Source organism: Arcobacter rhizosphaerae, from assembly GCF_049472155.1.
Taxonomy (GTDB): domain Bacteria; phylum Campylobacterota; class Campylobacteria; order Campylobacterales; family Arcobacteraceae; genus Arcobacter_B.
Window position 1 is genome coordinate 171902 of sequence record NZ_JBMOVW010000003.1, and the last position, 22747, is coordinate 194648.

General features: G+C 28.4%; 24 protein-coding genes. 15 read left to right on the top strand and 9 right to left on the bottom strand.

The annotated features are described in order from the left end of the window. The first annotated feature begins 7 nt into the window (after positions 1 to 7). The 8 genes from ACH5BH_RS06760 (at position 8) to ACH5BH_RS06795 (ending at position 7787) form a co-directional block, all read left to right on the top strand. Positions 8 to 967, top strand: a complete 960-nt coding sequence (locus ACH5BH_RS06760) for a KpsF/GutQ family sugar-phosphate isomerase (RefSeq protein WP_404304986.1) — start codon at positions 8 to 10, stop codon at positions 965 to 967. Beyond that, on the top strand, positions 967 to 1791 hold the full coding sequence (locus ACH5BH_RS06765; protein WP_404304988.1) for a pseudouridine synthase: 825 nt from the start codon (positions 967 to 969) through the stop codon (positions 1789 to 1791). The genes ACH5BH_RS06760 and ACH5BH_RS06765 overlap by 1 nt, the downstream gene beginning before the upstream one ends. Continuing rightward, positions 1772 to 2956 (top strand): replication-associated recombination protein A, encoded by a 1185-nt coding sequence (locus ACH5BH_RS06770; RefSeq protein WP_423297854.1) that lies wholly within the window; start codon positions 1772 to 1774, stop codon positions 2954 to 2956. The genes ACH5BH_RS06765 and ACH5BH_RS06770 overlap by 20 nt, the downstream gene beginning before the upstream one ends. 2 nt (positions 2957 to 2958) lie before the next feature. Then, positions 2959 to 3483 carry a protoporphyrinogen oxidase HemJ gene (gene hemJ / locus ACH5BH_RS06775; RefSeq protein WP_404304992.1) on the top strand — a complete coding sequence of 175 codons (525 nt, stop codon included), beginning with the start codon at positions 2959 to 2961 and terminating at the stop codon, positions 3481 to 3483. Next, positions 3483 to 4880: a PhoH family protein gene (locus ACH5BH_RS06780; RefSeq protein ID WP_404304994.1), complete on the top strand. Its 1398-nt coding sequence runs from the start codon at positions 3483 to 3485 to the stop codon at positions 4878 to 4880. Before hemJ ends, ACH5BH_RS06780 begins: the two co-directional genes overlap by 1 nt. 165 nt (positions 4881 to 5045) lie before the next feature. After that, positions 5046 to 5453 (top strand): hypothetical protein, encoded by a 408-nt coding sequence (locus tag ACH5BH_RS06785; RefSeq protein ID WP_423297855.1) that lies wholly within the window; start codon positions 5046 to 5048, stop codon positions 5451 to 5453. Position 5454: 1 nt separating this feature from the next. Beyond that, entirely contained in the window at positions 5455 to 7056 is a 1602-nt protein-coding gene (locus ACH5BH_RS06790; protein WP_423297856.1) for an FAD-dependent oxidoreductase, read from the top strand. Beyond that, positions 7053 to 7787 carry a succinate dehydrogenase/fumarate reductase iron-sulfur subunit gene (locus ACH5BH_RS06795; RefSeq protein WP_423297857.1) on the top strand — a complete coding sequence of 245 codons (735 nt, stop codon included), beginning with the start codon at positions 7053 to 7055 and terminating at the stop codon, positions 7785 to 7787. Before ACH5BH_RS06790 ends, ACH5BH_RS06795 begins: the two co-directional genes overlap by 4 nt. 34 nt (positions 7788 to 7821) lie before the next feature. Here ACH5BH_RS06795 and ACH5BH_RS06800 read toward each other — a convergent pair whose 3' ends face one another. The 5 genes from ACH5BH_RS06800 to ACH5BH_RS06820 all read right to left on the bottom strand — a co-directional run bounded on the left by ACH5BH_RS06800 (position 7822) and on the right by ACH5BH_RS06820 (position 12683). Next, positions 7822 to 8889 (bottom strand): TRAP transporter substrate-binding protein, encoded by a 1068-nt coding sequence (locus ACH5BH_RS06800; protein WP_423297858.1) that lies wholly within the window; start codon positions 8887 to 8889, stop codon positions 7822 to 7824. Between the two features lie 72 nt (positions 8890 to 8961). Beyond that, on the bottom strand, positions 8962 to 9585 hold the full coding sequence (gene bluB, locus ACH5BH_RS06805; protein ID WP_423297859.1) for a 5,6-dimethylbenzimidazole synthase: 624 nt from the start codon (positions 9583 to 9585) through the stop codon (positions 8962 to 8964). Beyond that, on the bottom strand, positions 9585 to 9887 hold the full coding sequence (locus ACH5BH_RS06810; RefSeq protein ID WP_404305006.1) for a hypothetical protein: 303 nt from the start codon (positions 9885 to 9887) through the stop codon (positions 9585 to 9587). The genes bluB and ACH5BH_RS06810 overlap by 1 nt, the downstream gene beginning before the upstream one ends. 53 nt (positions 9888 to 9940) lie before the next feature. Beyond that, positions 9941 to 11731: an asparagine synthase (glutamine-hydrolyzing) gene (gene asnB / locus ACH5BH_RS06815; protein WP_423297860.1), complete on the bottom strand. Its 1791-nt coding sequence runs from the start codon at positions 11729 to 11731 to the stop codon at positions 9941 to 9943. Between the two features lies 1 nt (position 11732). Further along, the gene (locus tag ACH5BH_RS06820; RefSeq protein ID WP_423297861.1) at positions 11733 to 12683 is read right to left on the bottom strand and encodes an AEC family transporter; all 951 of its coding nucleotides are present in this window, start codon (positions 12681 to 12683) and stop codon (positions 11733 to 11735) included. A 31-nt stretch (positions 12684 to 12714) separates the two neighbouring features. Here ACH5BH_RS06820 and ACH5BH_RS06825 point away from each other — a divergent pair, with 31 nt between their 5' ends. After that, positions 12715 to 13098, top strand: coding sequence for a response regulator (locus ACH5BH_RS06825; RefSeq protein WP_423297862.1), 384 nt, complete (start codon positions 12715 to 12717; stop codon positions 13096 to 13098). 9 nt (positions 13099 to 13107) lie between these two features. Here the strand turns inward: ACH5BH_RS06825 and ACH5BH_RS06830 are convergent, their stop codons facing one another. Further along, entirely contained in the window at positions 13108 to 14709 is a 1602-nt protein-coding gene (locus tag ACH5BH_RS06830) for an inorganic phosphate transporter (RefSeq protein WP_404305018.1), read from the bottom strand. 238 nt (positions 14710 to 14947) lie between these two features. On the opposite strand from ACH5BH_RS06830, the gene ACH5BH_RS06835 reads away from it, so the two are divergent. Then, entirely contained in the window at positions 14948 to 15163 is a 216-nt protein-coding gene (locus ACH5BH_RS06835) for a hypothetical protein (protein WP_404305020.1), read from the top strand. Between the two features lie 12 nt (positions 15164 to 15175). Here the strand turns inward: ACH5BH_RS06835 and ACH5BH_RS06840 are convergent, their stop codons facing one another. The 3 genes from ACH5BH_RS06840 to accB all read right to left on the bottom strand — a co-directional run bounded on the left by ACH5BH_RS06840 (position 15176) and on the right by accB (position 18756). Further along, a complete protein-coding gene (locus ACH5BH_RS06840) occupies positions 15176 to 16681 on the bottom strand; it encodes a DEAD/DEAH box helicase (RefSeq protein WP_423297863.1) in 1506 nt (501 codons plus the stop codon). A gap of 247 nt (positions 16682 to 16928) precedes the next feature. Further along, entirely contained in the window at positions 16929 to 18281 is a 1353-nt protein-coding gene (locus ACH5BH_RS06845; protein WP_423297864.1) for an acetyl-CoA carboxylase biotin carboxylase subunit, read from the bottom strand. A 13-nt stretch (positions 18282 to 18294) separates the two neighbouring features. Next, complete coding sequence (gene accB / locus ACH5BH_RS06850; RefSeq protein ID WP_423297865.1) at positions 18295 to 18756, bottom strand: acetyl-CoA carboxylase biotin carboxyl carrier protein; 462 nt, start codon at positions 18754 to 18756, stop codon at positions 18295 to 18297. Positions 18757 to 18927: 171 nt separating this feature from the next. Here accB and ACH5BH_RS06855 point away from each other — a divergent pair, with 171 nt between their 5' ends. The 5 genes from ACH5BH_RS06855 to ACH5BH_RS06875 all read left to right on the top strand — a co-directional run bounded on the left by ACH5BH_RS06855 (position 18928) and on the right by ACH5BH_RS06875 (position 22746). Then, positions 18928 to 19368: a deoxycytidylate deaminase gene (locus tag ACH5BH_RS06855; protein ID WP_404305028.1), complete on the top strand. Its 441-nt coding sequence runs from the start codon at positions 18928 to 18930 to the stop codon at positions 19366 to 19368. A gap of 259 nt (positions 19369 to 19627) precedes the next feature. Further along, positions 19628 to 19966 carry a hypothetical protein gene (locus ACH5BH_RS06860; RefSeq protein WP_490372059.1) on the top strand — a complete coding sequence of 113 codons (339 nt, stop codon included), beginning with the start codon at positions 19628 to 19630 and terminating at the stop codon, positions 19964 to 19966. A gap of 80 nt (positions 19967 to 20046) precedes the next feature. After that, complete coding sequence (locus ACH5BH_RS06865; protein WP_423297866.1) at positions 20047 to 20796, top strand: (Fe-S)-binding protein; 750 nt, start codon at positions 20047 to 20049, stop codon at positions 20794 to 20796. Next, on the top strand, positions 20793 to 22163 hold the full coding sequence (locus ACH5BH_RS06870; protein ID WP_423297867.1) for a lactate utilization protein B: 1371 nt from the start codon (positions 20793 to 20795) through the stop codon (positions 22161 to 22163). Before ACH5BH_RS06865 ends, ACH5BH_RS06870 begins: the two co-directional genes overlap by 4 nt. Continuing rightward, positions 22156 to 22746 carry a LutC/YkgG family protein gene (locus ACH5BH_RS06875; RefSeq protein WP_423297868.1) on the top strand — a complete coding sequence of 197 codons (591 nt, stop codon included), beginning with the start codon at positions 22156 to 22158 and terminating at the stop codon, positions 22744 to 22746. The genes ACH5BH_RS06870 and ACH5BH_RS06875 overlap by 8 nt, the downstream gene beginning before the upstream one ends. The last annotated feature ends 1 nt before the right edge of the window (position 22747 follow it).

Genomic DNA, 22747 nt, shown 5'->3' on the forward strand with positions numbered 1-22747 from the left:
AGGGCAAATGAATTTTAATGAAATAATCAAAGATGTTTTATTAACTGAGGCAAGAGAATTAGAGAAAACAGCGAATAGTTTATCTTTTGATATAGACAAAGCTGTTGATATGATTATTAACTCTAAAGGAAAATTAATAGTTACAGGTGTTGGAAAATCCGGCCTTGTAGGTTCAAAAATTGCTGCTACACTTGCTAGTACAGGGACTTCATCATTCTTTTTACACCCAACAGAAGCTATGCATGGGGATTTAGGAATGATAGGAGAGAATGATATTGTTCTTGGTATTTCTTATAGTGGAGAAAGTGAAGAATTAGTTCAAATTCTTCCTCATTTAAAAAGATTTAATATTCCATTAATTTCAATGGCTAGAGATGAAAACTCTACTCTAGCTAAATACTCTGATGTTTTTATTAATATTTCAGTGGATAAAGAGGGCTGTCCATTAGATACAGCTCCTATGTCTTCTACTACATTAACAATGGCAATGGGAGATGCACTAGCTGTGTGTCTTATGAAAAAAAGAGATTTTAAAAAAGAAGACTTTGCTTCATTCCATCCAGGAGGAAGTTTAGGTAAAAAACTTTTTGTAAAAGTCGATGATTTACTAAGAAAAGATAGTCTTCCTATAGTTTCACGTGAAACTAAACTTAAAGATGCAATTGTAGTTATGAGTGAAGGAAGACTAGGAAATGTAATTATCACTGAAAACAATAAAGTTATTGGTCTTTTAAGTGATGGTGACTTAAGAAGAGCCTTAATGAATGAAGATTTTAGTTTAGATTGTAGTGTTGATAAAATAGCTACTTTAAATCCAAAAACTTTAAAAAACAAAAACTTATTAGCTAGTGATGCCTTATCTATAATTGAAGATTATAAAATTCAATTATTAGTAGTTACACAAGAAGATGATGAGCTTGTGGGTGTATTACATATACATGACCTAATTGAAGCAGGAATAAAATAATGAAAGAAAACAATAATTGGGTTAGTAACAAAGAAGAAGTTACTGATCCAGTAAGATTAAATAAATACATATCTCATAATAGTAACTACTCAAGAAGAGAAGCAGATAAGCTAATAGAAGAGGGTAGAGTAAAAGTAAATGGGAAAATAGTAAGCAATTTAGCTACAAAAGTTTTACCTACTGATAAAGTTCAAATAGGTAAGCAAAATATTAAACATGAAAAAGATAAACTAATTACTGTAATTGTTTACAACAAACCTAAAGGTGAGATTGTTTCTAAAAATGATCCACAAGGAAGAAAAACTATATTTGATTCACTAGGAAGAAAATATAAGCACTTTTTACCAGTAGGTAGACTTGACTATGCAAGTGAAGGTTTATTGCTTTTAACGGACTCTGTAGAGGCTTTAAATGCACTTGTTCACTCTAATTTAGAAAGAGTATATAAAATCAAAGTAAATGGTGAAATTTCTAAACAAGTTGAAGAAGCTATGCAAAATGGCTTAGAATTAGAAGATGCCAGTGTAGGTGCTCATAAAAACTCTAAAATAAAAGAAATGAATTTTAAACCTTTCTTAGCTTATGATATTCAAAGAAATGAGTCAAACTTTTCAAGAATAAAAGTAGTAATAAATGAAGGTAAAAATAGAGAATTAAGAAGATTCTTTGGACATTTTGGACTAGATGTTTTAGATTTAAAAAGATTAGAATTTGGTGGTATTTCATTAAATAACTTACCAACAGGAAAATCAAGATTTTTAACAAGAGAAGAGTATAGAAACCTAAGACATTTTTTAAACGAAGATGATAGATCTAGCAAATAAACTAAGACCAACAAATCTTGAAACTTTTGTTGGTCAATCTCATATAATAGCAAAAGACAAAGCCCTTTACAAACTTATCAAAAAAAAAGATATTCCTCATTTATTCTTTTATGGTAAACCAGGAACTGGAAAAACTACATTAGCAAAAATTATTGCAAAAGAAATCAACACTGATTATTACTACTTTAATGCTACATCTATAAAGGTTGAAGATTTAAGAAAAGTATTTGATAGATATAAAAATGCTTTAATAAAACCCTTGGTTTTTATAGATGAAGTACATAGACTTTCAAAAAATCAACAAGAAGTTTTACTTCCAATTATGGAAAACTATGATGCTATAATCATAGGAGCAAGTACTGAAAATCCATTTTTCACTTTAACAAATGCAATAAGATCAAGATCATTTCTTTATGAGTTTAAAGCTTTTACAAAAAATGAAATGATAAAAATACTTGATATTGCTATTAATGAAGTTGATATAACTTTGAGTAAAGAAGCTAAAGAGTATTTAATTACATCAAGTAGTGGTGATGCAAGAGCAATGCTTACTTTATTAAATTTTTCATATAAAGTATCAAAAAATATAGATATCGATTTACTAAAACAGTTAAGAGAAAATGTAATAGGAGACGGGGTATCCTCATCAGATACACATTATGATTTAGCTAGTGCTATGATTAAATCTATAAGAGGCTCAAATGTTGATGCAGCTTTATATTATCTAGCTAGACTTATAAATGGGGGAGAAAGCGTTGATTTTATTACAAGAAGACTTGTAATATTTGCTAGTGAAGATATAGGTAATGCTAATCCAAATGCTTTAAATTTAGCAGTTAGTACAATGCATGCTTGTAATAAAATAGGATACCCAGAATCAAGAATTATGTTAGGTCAATGTATTATATATTTAACAAGTTCACCTAAGTCAAATAGTGCTTATAAGGCTATAAATAAAGCCCTTAATGAAGTAAAAAATGGTAAAATACTTGAAATACCAAAACATTTAGATTCACAACATATAGGCTACAAATATCCACATGATTATGGTGGATATGTAGAACAACAATATTTAGATAAACCCTTATCCTTATATGAAAGTTTGAATATAGGTTTTGAAAAAACTTTAAATGATTGGCTAAATAAAATCAAAAATAAGGACTAAAAATGCAATACTATAGTTGGGTACTAACTTTTCATATAATGGCTGTTATGTCATGGATGGCATTGTTATTCTACCTTCCAAGACTATTTGTTTACCATGTAGAGCATAAAAATAAAAAAGACTTTACGGATGTTGTGAAAATTCAAGAACTTAAAATATACAAAGTTATTGGTGCACCTGCAATGTGGGCTTCTATAATTAGTGGTGCTATAATGCTTTATTTAAACCCTTACTTGCTATCTTCAGAAGCAGGGGGATGGATGCACGCAAAATTATTAGTTGTATTCTTTCTTGTTTTATATACTTTTTCATTAGAAAAATACAGAAAAGATTTAGAAGTTGATAAATTTGAAAAAAGTGGTAACTTTTTTAGAGCATACAATGAAGTACCGACAATTTTATCTTTACTAATTGTTGGATATGTAATCACAAAAACTTTTTCTATATTATTTACGGTAATAACTCTTTTAATAGGAGCGTTTATAATTTATAAAGTATTAAAACAAACTCCTAAAGAAGCTAAATAATGTTTGAAAAATATTATATACTAGATACAAATATTTTACTTGAAGATGCAAATAATATCTTCAAACTTTCACAAGAAGGTACAAATTTAATAGTTTTACCTGAAACAGTATTAGATGAAATTGATACAAAAAAAAGTGGTTTTGATGAAATAAATTTTCAAGCAAGAGAATTTGCAAGAATATTAGAAAACTCTTCAATTAACTATTCTAAAAGTGAAGACTTATATAAAATTATAAGAATAACAATCAATAAAAATACTATAATTGATATCATCTCAAAAGATATTTATGATGTGAAATCAAATAGTACTTCTTTAAATATAATAAATGATAGAAAAATACTTGAAGTAGCTTCTTTTGCTAAAAAATATTATGATCAAGATATAGAATTTATATCACTTGATATAATGGCTAGAACAAGAGCTATATCTCTTGATATAAAAACAGACTCGCTTACAGCTTCTCAAAATGGAGATTTTGACTTTAATTTTATTAAAGAAATATCAATAGACTTTAATCAACAAGAAGAACTTGATAATGAAGAAATTACTAAATTTGATAAAGAATACCAAGTACATAACTACTCTTACTGTTTTAAAATAAAAGACTCTGATCAAGTTATATTAGCTACTATTCAAAATAAAAGAATTAGACTTTTAGATGAAGGTGAAGTAAGAAATCAAATAATTACACCATTGAATAAAGAACAATTGTTCTTTTCAAGTGCTTTATTAAATCACTTTTATAATATCTTAATAATTGAGGCAAAAGCAGGTTCAGGGAAAACACTATTGGCATTAAGTGCAGCTTTAAAACTTGTAAGACAAAAAAATTATCAAAAAATCATTTATATAAGAAACTCAATTGAATCACTAGATAAGGGTGAAGATGTTGGTTATCTTCCTGGATTTGAGGAAAAATTTAAAATATATAATCATCCTTTAATGGATAGTTTAGAATATATAATTAGAACAGATTATAAAAAAAAGAAATCAAAAAAGAATCCTGAAAATACACCTGAATTAGATGAAAATGAAGTTACAACAAGAATTGAGCAAATGATTACAAATTATAGTATAGAAACTATGTGGGTAGGAGAGATGAGAGGTAGAACACTTACAAACTCATTTGTTATTATTGATGAAGCACAAAATATGTCAAATAAAACAATGCAAATGGTACTATCAAGAGTTGATAATACATGTAAAGTTGTTGTATTAGGTTCTAATAAACAAATCGATAACTTCTATGTGAATAAATATACTAACTCATTAACGACTCTATTAAAGGCTACAAGCAAAGAAAATAGTTTAGTTAACACTTTTGCTATAAAACTAGAAAAAGTCCTTAGAGGGCCAATTACTGAATGGGCAGAGCAAATCTTTTCAAATAAATAAAAAACTTCTCTAAGATGTATTGAAAAACAATTTTTAATACATCTTAAAAGCTCTAATGTTACTATTATTCAAAAATAAAAAAAGAAATATCTAAGTAAAAAAGAAAATATATTAAGTACTGTAACTTGTGTTATAATACATATTATTATATGTATAGGAGTTATAATGAACTTATTACAATACACATCAAAAGAAATGTTTTCATCTACAGAACTTATTAGAAAAAGTAAAATGGTTTTTGATAAATTATCAAATAATGAGATAGAAAAAGCAGTAATTCTAAGAGATGGCAAACCAAGTTTTATTCTACTTGATTTTGATAAGTATGAAACAATTATAGAAGATTATGAAAGACTTCAAAAAGAGAATAAAAAATTAAAAGAAAAAAAGAATCAAATTCCTCAACCTAATAAAGAGAGTGATAACAATATTCTAAAAAACAAAAAAGAAGAAGAGATATCTAGTGATGAACTAGAAAAAGCATTAGCCCAAATTGATAAACTAGATATGGATTTAGAAAAGAAAATTGAGTCAAATCAAAAACAAGAAGCTTTAAAAGATTTTTGGGAATAGTATGATTTATGATGTACTAATAATAGGAGCAGGGGCAGCTGGCTTAACGGCAGCATTAAATGCTAAAAAAAACGGTGCAAACGTAGCAGTAATAACAAAAACACTTCCAACACATTGTCAAACAGTTCAAGCTCAAGGTGGGATAAATGCAGTTTTATATGAAGATGATGATAGTGTAAAACAACATATCGAAGATACATATAAAGGTTCTTATGAAATTGCTAGTAAAAAAAATATATCTTTTATGTGTGAGAAAGCAAAAGAGACTATTAACTGGTTAGATTCAATAGGAGTACCTTTTACTAGAAACTCTAAAAATCAAATTGCACAAAGAAAATTTGGTGGTACTTCAAAAATTAGAACTTGTTATAGTAGTGACTATACAGGACTTAAAATAGTACATACTCTTTATGATCAATGTATATCTAATGACATAAAGTTTTTTAATGAGCATCAAGTTCTTGACTTACTTGTTGTAAAAAATGAGTGTTATGGGTGTTTAGCTTATGATATAGTTGATGGTAAAGTTAAACAATTCATATCAAATAATACAGTATTAGCAACAGGTGGATATGCAGGGATTTATAAAAACTATACTACAAATTCTCTTTCAACTACAGCTGATGGAGTTGCATTAGCATTTAAAGCAGGTGCAAATTTATCCAATATAGAGTTTATTCAGTTTCATCCAACAACACTTAAATCAAGTAATATTCTTATAAGTGAAAGTGCTAGAGGTGAGGGTGGATATTTACTAGATAAAAATAAAAATAGATTTATTAATGAATTATCAACAAGAGATGAAATAGCAAGAGAAATATATAAAAGAACTGTAAAAAATGAAGAAGTATATCTTGATTTAAGACACATTGATAAAAATAAATTAGAAGAATTACTTCCACAAGAAATAAGATTAGCCAAAGAGTTTTCAAATATTGATATAAAAAATCAACTTTTACCTATAGTTCCAGCAGCTCATTATAGTATGGGTGGGATAAAGACAGATTTGAATTGTAAAACATCAATTAAATCCTTATATGCTTGTGGAGAATGTGCACAAGCAGATATTCATGGAGCAAATAGACTAGGTGGGAATTCTCTTTTAGAAATAGTAACTTTTGGAAAAATAGCAGGGATAAATGCTTCAAAAAATATAAATAAGGAAGAAATTAATTTTGATAATCAAGTAAAAGAACTTGAAATAAAAATTCAACTTCTTCTATCAAGAGATAAATCTCTAAACAATGTATACGAATTAAAAGATAAGTTAGGTAATCTTTTGATTGAGAAAGCTGGTTTATTTAAAAATGAGGATATGTTAAAAGAGCTAAAAGAGGAATTAGATAATATGAAAATAGTTCTAAATAGAGTTTCTATTGAAGATAAATCAAAAATCTATAATAAAAATCTTGTTGAATATTTTGAACTTGAAAATTCACTTCTTATAGCACAAGCTTTATGTTTAAGTTCTTTGAATAGAAAAGAAAGTAGGGGTGCTCATTTTAGAAATGATTACAAAAATAAAGAATCTAAATACCAAAAACCCTCGATAATTAAAATGTTTAATAAAGAAATATCTTGTAGTTTTGAGGATATAATATGAAGATAAATATTAGGAAATTCACACAATTAGAACAGAAAGACCAAATAAAAGAGTTTAAAGTAGAACAAGATAATTTATTAAAAGCATTAGAAGAAATAAAAAAAAATCAAGACTCTAGCTTAGCATATAGATGTGGTTGTAAAAGTGGAGTTTGTGGCTCGTGTGCCATTAGAGTAAATGGCATAGAAAAACTTGCTTGTAGAACTACACTTAAAGATGGAGATTTAATTGAACCTTTAAAAAATTCAAAAGTTATTAAAGATTTAATTGTAGATGTTTCACATGAAACATTGTTAATTAAAAAAACAAATAGTCCAATAAAACAAAAAAAAGAAAATCTTACTTTAACTCAAAAAGATGTATTAAAGATTGATATACAAAGCAATTGTATTTTATGTAATGCCTGTTATAGTTCATGTCCTGTTTATGATGTAAATAAAGAGTTTCTAGGGCCTTTTGCATTAACAAGAGCACTAAGATATGAAAATGACAAAAAAGGGCAGAATGAAGAGATAATAAACAATATACAAACAAATGGTATATGGGATTGTACTTTATGCAGTGCTTGTACTTTTGTTTGCCCTCAAGGTATAGATCCTAAAATGGATATTATGCAACTTCAAAATATATCTATTCAAAAAGGATACAGTAATCCATATATGAATACTTTTGATAATAATATGGGATTTGATAGTAATGATTTCGGATTTGATCCTAATGGAAGTTTTTAGTATTTAAGAGCAGAAAACTGCTCTTAAATTGATATTATAAATTATCTTTTAAATATAAATAGTCTGACATCTTAGTCCACTCTCTAGCTTTTTTCATATAAGCGTCTTGTGAATCTAATACTTCTTTTAATAAAGGATTTTTTGAAGACATCTCTTCTCTTAAATCATGGTTTGCTTTTTTCATAGCATTCATAACTTCTTTTGGGAAAGTTCTAACTTTTATATTTGGTTGTTCTTTTTTCATCTTATCCCAAGCAGTTGTATTCATATCATAGTTTTGAATATACATATCATAAGCACTAACTCTAATAGCTGTAGTTAAGATAACTTGTAAATCTTTTGGTAGTTTATTAAACCTTTTCTTATTTACAATAACTTGTAATTCTGATGCTGGCTCATGCCAACCTGTGTAGTAATAAGGAGCAATTTTATGAAATCCCATTTTAATATCCATTGATGGTCCAACCCATTCTAAAGCATCAATTGTTTTTCTACCTAATGAAGTATATAATTCACCTGGTGCAATATTAGTTACTTGAACACCTAATTTAGCCATAACTTCTCCTGCAAATCCAGGAATTCTCATTTTTAAACCTTTTAAGTCATCAAGTGTATTAATCTCTTTTCTAAAGAAACCACCCATTTGTACACCTGTATTTCCTCCAGGAAATGATAAAATATTATGTTTTGCATAAACTTTTTGCATTAACTCTAAACCACCACCATAATAGAACCAAGCATATTGTTCAGGTGCAGTTAATCCAAAAGGCATTGAAGTAAACGGTAAAGTGTTTATATCTTTACCTTTCCAATAATAAGAAGCTGTATGACCCATATCATATTGTCCACCTTTAACCATATCAAGTACACCAAGTGGCGCTTTATGTTTATTTGCTGAATCAACTTTTATTATAAGTCTTCCGTTTGACATTTCTTTTGCAAGGTTAGATAGATTGTGTGCAGTATCAATTAGTGGAGTTGCACTTTTACCCCATGTTGTAGCCATCTTTAATTTATATGTTTTTTCTTTTGCTTGCGCTGACATTGACATTGCAATAAGTATTACAGATGTTACACCTAGTTTTCCGATTAATTTTTTCATAAATACTCCTATATATAAAATTTGTTTGGAATTATATATTTATAGCAGTATCATTTAGCTTATGTGATAGTATCAGTTATGAAGAAGACAATCTTTAATTTTATTTGTTTTATTCCACTTTATTGTTTTTAGTTCTGGCTCTTTATAAAATTCTTTAACATACCCAAAACATAAATATCCAATAAATTTATATTCACTTTTATCAATATTAAATATTTTATTTATCTTATTAGGTTTTAAAATAGAAACCCAACCCATACCAATATTTAAAGCTCTTGCAGTAAGCCACATATTTAAAATAGCACATACAACAGAGTATTCACCAGTTTTTTTCATATAAGTTTGTCCCAAAATATTCTCTTTTGGTTTTTTATAATAAACAGCTATATTTATATTTGACTCTTTTATTCCCTCAAGTTTAAGTGAATTGTATATAGGTCTTTTTTTAAACTTCTTTTTGCTTTTTTCAAAAGACTTTTTAAAATGTTTATATACTTTACGTTTTTGTTTATCTTTCACAATTACAAATTTCCAAGGTTGAGAATAACCAACAGACGGAGCTTGTATTGCAGCTTCTAATATTTTTTTTAATTTTTTTTGTGAGATCTTTTTTGAAGTAAAACTATTACCTCTAACATCACGTCTTGAGGCAATAATTTTTTTAAGAGTTTTTTGCTCTTTTTTAGTAAAATTCATTAAACTGTAAAATCGTGTAAGTCTTTAAATAAAAAGGCTTCTACAATCTCATCTATACTTTTTTGTGTTGGAGCAATTAAAGCAATAATACCTTCATCCATAAAAGGCCAAACATATTCTTGCTCATTTATTACAACTACAGCATCTATCCATTCTAAAATATCTTCTCTTCTATCATAAAACTCAACATCAGTGATTTTACCTTCATCTAAAGAAATAAAAGCCCAAGCTTTATTTTCTTCCATAGATGCGATAGTACATTCATGTCTACTTTTATTATCAACAGGTATTAATACTGTCATACTATCCTCTTTTATATCATTTTCTTTACATGAAGATTTTACAATTTTTTATCTTAAGATAAAAACTCTTTTTTATACCATAAAGAAAAAACATAAAGTGAATAAAGATGTTGTTTAAATTTTCTTTGTTTAGATAACTCATAAATATGCTTTACATACTCATCATTAAAAAGCTTTGTATGTTTATTTACATCAAGTATAGTCTCTAATATTGAGTTTCCATACTCTTGATTTAGCCATTCATTAAAAGGAGAATTAAAACCTTTTTTAGTTCTATTGATAATTTGTTCAGGTATATATTTTGAAGCAATTTTCTTAAGTAAATATTTGTTTGTATTTCCAACTTTAATATCTGAATCAATACTAAACATATAGTTTACTAAATTAAAATCTAAAAATGGTGTTCGAACTTCCAAAGAGTTTCTCATTGAGATTCTATCAACTTTTGAAAGCAAGCTTTCTCCAAGCCAAATTTTCAAGTCAATATAACTCATCCAATCAACTGGATCTTTTTTTGCTTTTTCATTTTTAAAAGTTGGAACTTTTTTAAAAAGTCTCTTTTTTTGAATATCTGTATAAATTTCCCCAAAAGAGTTATAAAGATTTTGTTTTTTAACTATTCTTCTTAAATATTCACTCTCTTTAGTATTATTTTGCAATGCACCAATAATATCATCTAAAAACTCGTTTTGCTCAATTGATAATGTTTTTTCAAAACTATAATATTTTAAAAATTTTGCATAATTATCATAACCTAAAAAAATCTCATCACTTCCTTCACCTGATAAAACAGTTTTTATTCCACTTTGATGAATCTTTTTAGTTAATATATTTAAAGGAATTGCAGCAGAATCACCATGTGGCTCTTCTAAAGCTTCTAAACTATCTTCAAAGTATTCAATAAAATCTTTTTTAGATATTTCAACTGGATTGTGATTTGAGCCAATATAATCAGCTGTGATTTTTGCATAATCTAATTCACAATAGTTTTTATACTCATTGTAACCAACAGAAAAAGTATTGATCTTCTTTCCAGAGATTTTAGTGTAAAGCGCAGATACTAGTGAACTATCAATTCCACCACTTAAAAGTGAAGCAACTTCAACATCAGATGTAAGTCTTGACTCAATAGAATTAAATAAAAGCTCTTCAATCTTCTTTAAAGCCTCATTTTCGTCTTTTACAGCTTTATAAGTGTTTATCTTATAGAAACGCTTCTTTTTAAGTTCATGGGCTTTATTTGGCTCATAAACCATATATGTTGAAGCTTCAAGTTTAAAAATGTCCTGAAAGAAAGTATCTTCACCAAAAGAGACAAAGTATTGCATATATTTTGAAAGTGCTACTTTGTTTAGTTTTGGTTTGGAATCAAGTAAATTTACTACAGATTTAATAGAAGAAGAAAAAATAAACTTATTATCTTTGAAGTAATAGAAAAATGGTTTTTTTCCATATCTATCCCTAGCACAAAAATATCTATTCTTTTTTATATCATATAAAGTAAAAGCAAACATACCATTTAGCTTATTTAAAAAATCAAACTCATATTTTTGATACAGTCTTATTAAAACTTCACTATCACTTTTTGTTTTACACTCTAATTGCTCATCAAGTATAAGTTGTTTATAGTTATAAATCTCACCATTAAAAACTAAAACAATATCATCAAAAACCATAGGTTGATTTGCTTCTTCGTCTAAATCAATAATAGCAAGTCTTGTATGTCCAAACTCTTTATCTTCAATTTTTATAGAGCTTTGATAATCTGGCCCTCTGTTATTTAACATCTTCAAGGAAGATGAGAAATTATTACTTAAAAAATTTGTTCCTAAAATTCCACACATATTACAATCCAAAAAAACTATTTATAATTAAAATATAAAAATACATTAAAAGTACAAAGAAAGACGAGCTAACTAAAACAGAAAAAGTTGTATCTATTGGTTTACAATTATATAAAGCCGATAAATTCACATTATTCACTGCAAGAGGTACAATAAGTTCTAAAAATATAATGGCAGAAACAAAAGAATCTATTTTAAATAATAAAATAATGTATAATCCAATTATAGGCAAGATTATATGCTTAAAAAGAGTTATATTTAGTGATAATTTCCAATTTGCAGTTTTTATTTTAACTTGAGACATAAATATACCAAAAATTACAAGTTGCATAACTATTGCAGCATAAGCCCCCATAGTAAACACTTTATCAAAGTTATTACTTAATTCAAAACCATAATAATTAAAAGCCAAAGCAGCAACAGCAAACCAAATAGCAGGTATTTTAAATATCTCTTTTAAAGCATCAATAAATTTAAACTTATCTCCTGCAAAAAAATACACAGAAAATATATAAATATAGAAAATATTTGCAATATTCAAAATAGAAGTATAAGGCACACTAGCCTCACCAAATAAAGCTATTCCTAATGGTATACCAAGATTTCCTGTATTACCAACAAGTGCAGATGCCATAAAAATTGATTTATCTTGATAATCATTTCTAAACATTCGTAAAGAATAGAAAAAAGCAATTCCCATTGTAATAAAAATTGCTATAAAGTAAATAAAAGGTGAGATTATAAACTCATCATTTATTGGTGCTCTTGTAAGTCCCCAAAAAATAAGAATGGGCTGAAGAAAATATAAATTTAATAGAACAAAACTTCTTTCATTTACATCACTTTTAAAAACTCTTTTAAAGGTAAAACCAATAATGATAAATATATAAATAGTTGCGACAGATACTAATGCTTCGATTTTATATCCTAATCTTTTTTTGAATTTTATCATAATGTAATATAATCTTAGCTATATTTTTAGAATGTACGAAAATTTAAAAAACAAAACAGTTTTATATATTGAAGATGATCAATTTATTAGAGAACAAACAGCTTCTTTACTAAATGTAGTATTTGAAAATGTCCTTACAGCAAACAATGGGGAAGAAGGCTTACAACTTTTTAGTAAAAATTCTGAAAAAATCCATGCTATTGTAACAGATATTAATATGCCAATTTTAACAGGTATTCAAATGAGCAAAGAGTTAAAAAGTGATACAAACTTTAATACTCCAATAATTGGTGTATCAGCTTATTCAGATGATGATAATATGTTAAATGAAGCTAATAATTTATTTACTTTATATTTAAGAAAACCTATTGAAATAAAAGATTTAATAGATGCAATAGAAGAAGTGATATTATAGGATAAAAATTTATCCCATAATACCTTTAATCATAAAGAAAATACCTGCTGATAAAATACCTGCCGCTGGCACTGTAATAATCCAAGCTGCAACTATTTTTTTAACTGCATCTCTTTTTACATATTTTGTACTTTTTGCTTGTTTTACATCTCTTTTTTCTTGTTTTACAATCTCTTGTTTCTCTTCTAAACCTTTATATAATTCAACAATTCTTACATAATCAGATTTAGACTTCTTTTCTAATGATTCAAGTTGTTCTAACTCTTTTGTCATAGAATCTAACTCTTTTTTATGCTTTTTAAATTTTTTTCTAAGATTTTGTAAAGCTCTTGTTTCATGATTATCTAAATACTCTCTTAAGAAACCAACCCCAAATACACCACCAACTGCAATATGTGTTGAAGATACAGGAAGTCCTAATTGAGAAGCAATAATAACAGTAATAGCAGCTGCCATAGCAATAGAATAAGCTCTCATCTGATCAAGTTCAGTGATTTCAGAACCAACTGTTTTAATAAGTCTTGGTCCATATAAAGCAAGTCCTATAGCAATACCTATAGCTCCAACTGCCATAACCCAAAATGGAATATCAACCTTTGTAGAAATTCCTGAATTCATAACTGCATCATTAATCGCAGCTAATGGCCCAATTGCATTTGCCACATCATTTGCACCATGTGCAAAAGAAAGTAGAGCAGCCGCAAAAATTAAAGGAATTGTAAATAGTGAATTTACGCTATCTCTATCATTTGATAACTTTTGTGAGGCTTTTAAAATAAGTGGTTTTACTAATATATAAACAATAACAGCAATTACTAAACCAATTGAAGCTGCTGTTATAAAATCAAGTTTAATGATTTTTTTAACACCTTTTAAGATAAGGTAAGTTGAAAAAGCCCAAGACATAATTGCAACTAAATAAGGAACAATTTTTTGTGAGGCTTCAATCATATCTTTTTTATAGACTATCTTGGTCTTTATTATATAAAGAAAAGTTGCTGCAATAATTCCACCAAGAACAGGTGAAATAACCCAAGAAGCGGCAATTTTTCCCATAGTTCCCCAAGAAACAATAGCAAAACCAGCAGCAGCAATACCAGCACCCATTACACCACCTACAATTGAATGAGTTGTTGATACAGGAGCTCCTACAGAAGTAGCAAAGTTAAGCCATATTGCAGCAGATAATAAAGCCGCTGTCATTGCCCAGATAAAAATATCTGGATTTGATATTAAAGCTGGATCAATAATACCTTTTTTAATCGTTTTTACAACATCTCCACCTGCTATTAAAGCTCCCATTGCTTCGAATATTGCAGCTATAACAATTGCCCACATTAAAGTCATTGCTTTTGAACCAACAGCAGGTCCAACATTATTCGCAACATCATTTGCACCAATATTCATAGCCATATAAGCTCCAAATACTGCACCAATAATTAAAAACGTATTATTAGGCATATCCCCATGTGAAGTATATGACCAAAGAAAAACCACTAGCATAAATAGAAGTGCTAGGGACAATTTTGCGAAACCAGGAAGCGTTTTTTCTGCTGCCTTGTCAAATGAATCGATTGTCTTAATATCCAAAGTAACCCTTTTTGTAACCATTTTGTAGCTTAATAAGACTAATATTTTAATGGATACTTCCTTACTTATTATTTAAGTAAACTTAAAGTTATTATGACTAAAATACTTAACTTAAGCCATTTCTCTATATTATATTCTTTGTTTTTTTCTAAATTCTTTTAAATACTTATTCTTTTATATGTTACATTTCATTTGACAAATATACTTCTTTTATGTATAATAGTCATAAAATATAGACAATATACATAAAGGAGACAATATGAAAGTTACAATTCTTTCAAAAAATGATCTTCCAAATATTGAAAAAATACAAAATGAATTTGACATCTTTAGAGTAGTGAAAGTTAAAACTAGAGAAAAGCTTGATATGATTGAGTTTTTTAATAAAGATGGTGTATTTAGAGGATTTGGTAAAGATACTAAAGCAGCTTATAAAAAAGCTAAGAAAGCTCTAAAAAGCTATTATAACAATTAATAAAAGAAGAGATTAATCTCTTCTTCTATTTCTACTTCCACCACTTGAGTTTCCGCCTCTTGAACCTCTTGAGTCTCTACTTCTAGAATCTCTTCTTCCGTTGCTTCCACCTCTTGAACCATTTCTTGATCCACCTCTGTGTCCACCTCTTGAGTTTCTATTTCCACCTCTTCTATCAGAACCACTACTATTTTTAGCTCTTTGAATTAATCTTTCAATATCATTCTCAGATTTACCAATTTTGTTATTACCTTTAACATAAGTAGATTCTGAAATCATTGAAGCTAATTTGAATGCAATAGTTGAAATATCGAACTCTTCTTTTAAATCTTCAACAAGTTGTAAAGCATGATCTTTAACATCTTGATTTGTAATCTTTTGTTTTAAATCAGTTACTTTTTTCTCTTTTACAGAAGAGATATTTGGAACTTGTTTACCTTCAAGTTTAGAACCAGTAGTTTTTTCAATTTTTTGAAGCATTCTAAATTCGTGTGGAGTTACAATTGAAACTGCCATACCTTCTTTTCCTGCTCTACCTGTTCTACCAATTCTATGTACATAAGACTCAGAATCAAATGGTAAATGATAGTTAAATACGTGAGTTACATCACTTACATCAAGTCCTCTTGCTGCAACATCTGTTGCGATTAGAATCTCTAATTTAGATGTTTTAAAAGCTCTAATAGCTTCTTCTCTTTGTCTTTGCTCCATATCACCATGAAGCCCCTTAGCCATATATCCTTGAGATACTAAAAATGTAGATAATCTATCAACTTCTTTTTTTGTTCTACAAAAAATAATTGATTTATCTGGGTTTTTAAAATCAAATAGTCTAATTAAAGCATCATCTCTTTCATGCTCATCAACTACATAATATGTTTGAGTAATTTTAGAGTTAGTTACTTCTTTTTTTGTAATAGTAATAAACTCAGGCTCAACTAAAATTGTTTTAGCTAGATTTTTAATTGCTGTAGGCATAGTAGCAGAGAAAAGAACTGTTTGTCTTGAAGCTGGCATAAAAGTGAAAATCTCTTTAATGTCATCTAAGAATCCCATATCTAACATCTCATCAGCTTCATCTAAAACTACATAAGATGGTTTAATATCTATTTTCTTGTCTCTTAATAAATCTAAAAATCTACCTGGTGTCGCAATAATTACACTTGCATTTGCAATGTGTTTTAATTGTCTTGAATATGATTGTCCACCATAAACAGTTGCTGTATTAATACCTAAAAATTTTCCAAACCTAAAAATTTCATCAGAAACTTGCATCGCAAGTTCTCTTGTTGGAACTATTATAACTGCTTCAACCGAACCATCACACTTCATCATATTTAATATTGGAAGACCAAAAGCTGCAGTTTTACCAGTACCAGTTTGAGCTTGTCCTACAATATCCTTACCGCTTAAAACTACAGGAATTGCTTTTTCTTGAATAGGACTTGGCTCTTGAAAACCAGCATTGTCTATCGCCTTTTGTAAATCTTCTTTGAAATTAAATTCGTTAAATGTCATTCGTTACCTTAGTATAATTTATAAAATTGATACACAGGTTTATATATTTATCTTCTCAATAAAATTTAACATAAACATTTGTAATAATGTGTTGTTCTTTTGTGAGTAGGTCAGCTTATTATAATATTCTTTTCGTACAAAAGAATTAATAGGGTATATAAAATGTGTATAATTTCACTCATTATACTTAATTTTATATAAATTTAAGCTTTAAAGAAAAAAAGGAGCTTTTTTTGCTCCTTTTAATTTAGATATCGTCTAAGCTTTTGTAACCTTCAAGATACTTAGTATCATAGTTATTTGAGATGAAATCTTCATTTTCCATCATTTTTTGGTGGAATGGAATAGTTGTTTTAATTCCTTCTACTTCAAACTCATTTAAAGCTCTTTTCATAATATTAATTGCTTTATTTCTATCTCTTCCCCAAACAATTAGTTTACCAATCATTGAATCATAATGAGGTGGTACAACATAGTTTGTATATACATGAGAATCAACTCTTACATTTCTTCCACCTGGTACAAACCATTGAGTAACTTTTCCTGGACAAGGAAGGAATGAGTTAGGATCTTCAGCAGTAATTCTAACTTCAATAGCATGACCTCTGAATTTGATTTTTTCTTGAGGAGGTAATTCTGCACCTTCTGCAACTTTAATCATTAATTCAATAATATCAATTCCTGATACCATTTCAGATACAGGGTGTTCGACTTGAAGTCTAGTATTCATTTCCATGAAATAAATATTTTGTTTATCATCTGCTAAGAATTCAAAAGTACCAGCACCTTCATATTTTAAATATTTAGTAGCTTTTACAGCAACATTATGTAAATGAGCTCTCGTTTCATCATTTAATAAAATTGCAGGTGACTCTTCAATAACTTTTTGGTGTCTTCTTTGTAAAGAACAATCTCTCTCACCAATATGAATAGCATTACCATGAGAATCTCCAACAACTTGAACTTCAATATGTCTTGGGTTGTTAATAAATCTCTCTAAATACATAGTACCATCACCAAATGCAGCTAATGCTTCTGATGATGCAGCCATAAATAATTGGTCGAATTCAGACTCATTTGTAATAAGTCTCATTCCTCTTCCACCACCACCAGCAGATGCTTTAGCCATAATAGGATAACCAATTTCAGCAGCTACTTTTCTAGCTTCTTCAAGTGTATGTACAGCACCATCAGAACCAGGTACAACTGGAACACCAGCTTTAATCATTTCTTCTTTAGCTTTAGATTTATCAGCCATTTTCTCCATTACATCAGTAGAAGGCCCAATAAATTTAATACCATGAAGTTTACAAATTTCTACAAAGTCTTGGTTTTCAGATAAGAAACCATAACCAGGGAAAATTGCATCACATCCAGTCATTTCTGCAGCTGTAATAATTGCAGGAATATTTAAATATGAGTCAGATGATTTTGCACCACCAATACATACTGCTTCGTCTGCATGTTTTAAATATGAAGCATTTTTATCTCCAGCAGAATAAACAGCAACAGATTTTTTACCCATTTCTCTAATAGTTCTAATAGCTCTTTGAACTATTTCACCTCTATTAGCGATTAATATTTTTTTAATTTCTGCCATGTCTTAGCTCTTACTACGCTTTTTCAACAACAAAAATTGGCATATCATATTCTACAGGATCACCATCTTTAACTAAAATATCAATAATTTTACAATCATATTCAGCTTCAACTTCATTCATAATTTTCATAGCTTCTAAAATACATAAAGTTTGACCTTTTTTAACTGTATCTCCAACCTTAACAAATGTTGGTGCTTCAGGAGATGGAGAAGCATAGAATGTTCCTACCATTGGTGATTTAATAGTTTCACCTGAAATATTACTTGTAGCTTCAGCAGCAACAGGTGCAGGTGTAGCAGCAGGAGCAGCAACAGGTGCAGCTTGTGTGTAAACTGGCTCAGTTGAAGTAACAACAGTATTAGATTCGAAACCTTTTTGCATTGCAATTTCAAACTCACCTTCTTTTACTTTAAGTTTGTTAAGTTCACTCTTATCAAATACTCTTATTAGTTCTTTTATTTCTTTAAAATCCATAATTAGCCTTTTAATTCGTCAAATTTTTTAAATATCTTAGCAAAAAATAGATTATAAGTATATTTTTAACATATAATAAAAGCTTCGTTTAAGAAAAAGAACTGATTTTTTTATTGATTTTATATTATTCAATATAATTTGCTATAATTTTAAAAAAATTATAGGAATAAAATGCTAAATGATCAAACATTTATAAACATAGCCCATGAAATAGCAAGTGCTTCAAAATGTGTTTCAAAACAAGTTGGAGCTGTTATCGTAAAAGATGGAAGAATTCTATCAACAGGTTATAATGGTACTCCAACAGGTTATACAAACTGTAGTGATCATTGGAAGGGTGAATATACAAAAGATCACCATGACTGGTCAAAAACTTATGAAATTCATGCTGAGATGAATGCTCTTATTTGGGCTGCAAGAAAAGGTATTTCAATAGAAGGTGCAACTATATATGTAACATTAGAACCATGTAGTGAATGTTCTAAAAACTTAATAGCAGCAGGGATTAAAAGAATAGTTTATGATAGAGCTTATGAACACACAAACTCAGAAGTTGTATCTAAATTTATCAAAGATAACAATGTCATAATAGAGAAGGTAGTAAAAAATTAGTTGGAATAGTAAATACAAAATAGGAAGTAAATACAATCATTCTTTTTATAATCATGTTATAAAAAAATATGGAATCAGTCATCAAGCTGTACATTGGCAATCAAAATATACACAATATAAAAGATTTGAAATTCTAATATCTTTTATAATTGATGATATTAAACAAAGTACTCTTGTAGATGCAGGATGTGGCTTTGCAGAATTATATGTTTATCTTTTTAAAAATGATATCATTCCTAAAGAGTATATAGGATTAGATATGGAAGAGCAGATGATTCATTTAGCAAAAAAAAGACTAGCTGAGATTGAACTAAAAGTAACTAATATCTTAGAAGATACATTAATAGCAAAAGATTATTATATTTGTAGTGGAGCTTTAAATATATTAACAAAAGAAGAGATTTTAATCTTTATTAATAAGTGTTTTAACAATTCAAATAAAGGTTTTATTTTTAACTTTTTAAAAAAAGATACTCTAAATGATGTTGATTATAGCGAAGTTATCGAATTTTGTAAGACATTACCTTGTGAAATAAAAGTACAAAATGGTTACTTAGATAATGATATAAGTGTATACTTAAAAAAATTACTTGACTAATTAGTTAAGTAAAATGCAAAATATCATATATATTTCATACGTAAACTATAAAATTATCTTATAACAACAAAGGAGTATGTATGAAAGTTGGTCTATTTATTCCATGTTTTATGAATGAGTTATATCCAGACATTTGTAAAGCAACATATAAAATATTAAAAAAACAAGGTTTAGAGATTGAGTACCCAATGAGTCAAACTTGCTGTGGACAGCCTATGGCAAACTCTGGTTGCTCAAAAGATATAGAAACATTAGCAAAACAATTTATAAAAAACTTCAAAAACTACGATTATATTGTAGCACCTAGTGGTTCATGTGTATCAATGGTAAAAGAACATTATGCACCATTTTTTAACAATGACTCCGACTATAATAAAGTAAAAGCTTCTATTTATGAAGTATGTGAATTTTTACATGATGTAATAGGTATAGAAAACTTAAAAATTGATGTATCTTTTGCACATAAAGTAGGACTTCATAACTCATGTCATGGACATAGAGCTTTAAAACTTGGAACTGCAAGTGAACTTAATGTTCCTTATAATTCAAAACTTGAAAATATATTAAACACAGTAAAAGACATAGAACTAGTAGAATTAAAAAGAAAAGATGAATGCTGTGGTTTTGGTGGTACGTTTAGTGTTGCAGAAGAAGATGTATCAGTTGCTATGGGTAAAGATAGAATTAAAGATCATTTAGATTCAGACGCTAGAGTTATGACAGGTGCTGATATGTCATGTCTTATGCATATAGATGGTCTAATTAATAGAAATAACTATCCAATTAAAGTAATGCATATTACACAAATTTTAGCAGGAGAAGAACTATGAGTACACATCCACAAAATGCAAAAGAGTTCGTGGCTAATGATGAAAGAATGCACTGGCATGATGAAGCTTTATGGTTTGTAAGAGCAAAAAGAGACTTAGCTTCTAAATCTATTCCTGAATGGGAACAATTAAGAGAATATGCTAATCAAATAAAAACTCATACAATGGCAAATCTTGATAAATACCTTTTAGAATTTGAAAAAAATGCAAATGCCAAAGGTATTACTGTTCACTGGGCATCTGATGCGCAAGAGCACAATGAAATTGCATACAAACTTCTAAAAGAAAAAGGTGTAAAAAAGTTAGTAAAATCTAAATCAATGCTAACAGAAGAGTGTCACTTAAACCCTTTTTTAGAAGCAAAGGGAATTGAAGTAATTGATACAGACTTAGGTGAGAGAATTGTTCAGTTAAGAAATGAACCTCCTTCACACATCGTATTACCCGCAATTCACCTAAAGAAAATGGATGTTTCTGATACTTTCCATGAAAAATTAGGTACTGAAAAAGGAAATGATGACCCAACTTATCTAACAAGAGCAGCAAGAGCAAGTTTAAGAGAAGATTTCCTAACAGCTGATGCTGGTATGACAGGTGTAAACTTTGCTATTGCTAATACAGGTGGGGTTGTTGTTTGTACAAATGAAGGAAATGCTGATATGGGTGCTTCTGTTCCTAAATTTCATATTGCTTCTATGGGAATGGAAAAAATTATTCCAAGATTAGAGGATTTATCAGTATTTACAAGATTACTTGCAAGAAGTGCTACAGGGCAACCTATTACTTCTTATACTTCACACTTCCATGGTCCTGTTGAAGGTGGAGAAATGCACATAATTATTGTAGATAATAAAAGAAGTGAGTTTTTAAGTTCTACAAAATATAAAAAAGCTCTAAACTGTATTAGATGTGGGGCTTGTATGAATACTTGTCCTGTTTATAGAAGAAGTGGAGGGCACTCTTATGAATATACTATTCCTGGACCAATTGGATCAATTTTAGGTTCTGTAAAAGAGCCAGAAAAACACAATAGTTTACCTTTTGCTTGTACATTATGTGGGTCATGTTCTCATGTTTGTCCTGCTAAAATCGACTTAGATTCACAACTTTATGCAAGAAGACAAGATTTAAGTGAAATGAAACTTATTGACCCAAAGAAAAAAATGGCTATGAAAGTTACTGCATGGCTTATGAGTAAACCAAAACTATTTGATTTTGCAGGGAAAATGGCTAGAAAAATTGTTCCAAAACTTCCAAATTCACTTATTTATAATAAAGCAAATGTATGGGGAAGACAAAGAGATTTACCAAAAATGCCAGAAAAAAGTTTTAAAGAAATGTTTGAACAAGGAGAATTAGATGACTAGTAAAGAAAAAATTCTAAATAGTATTAGAAAAAATAATGTAGTTGAAAATGTTGAACTTCCAAACTCTTATGAAAACTTTGGTATTACTTTTGAAGATAAGTTTGAAAAATTTTCTACTATGATTGAATCAGTGGGTGGGAAAGCTTTGTTAATTAATAAAAAAGATTTAGAAAAAACAATAAATGAACTTTATCCCAATGAAAAAATCATAGCTTCAAATATTGAAAACTTCTCACTTAAAAATTTTGATTCAAATGAACAAGATGATCCACACAAATTAAAAGATATTGATTTAGCTGTAGTAAAAGGCAACTTCGCAATTGCCGAAAATGGAGCAGTTTGGATGAAAAATGAAGAAAATAGACATAGAGCCTTATACTTTATAGCTCAAAATATTGTAACTGTCTTAGATGAAAAAGATATTTTAAATAATATGCATGAAGCATACACTAAAATCAATTTTGAAGATAGTGGTTATGGGGTGTTTATTTCAGGGCCTTCTAAAACAGCTGATATTGAACAATCACTTGTAATTGGTGCACATGGTCCAAAATCTGGATATGTAATTTTTACTAAATCTTGAT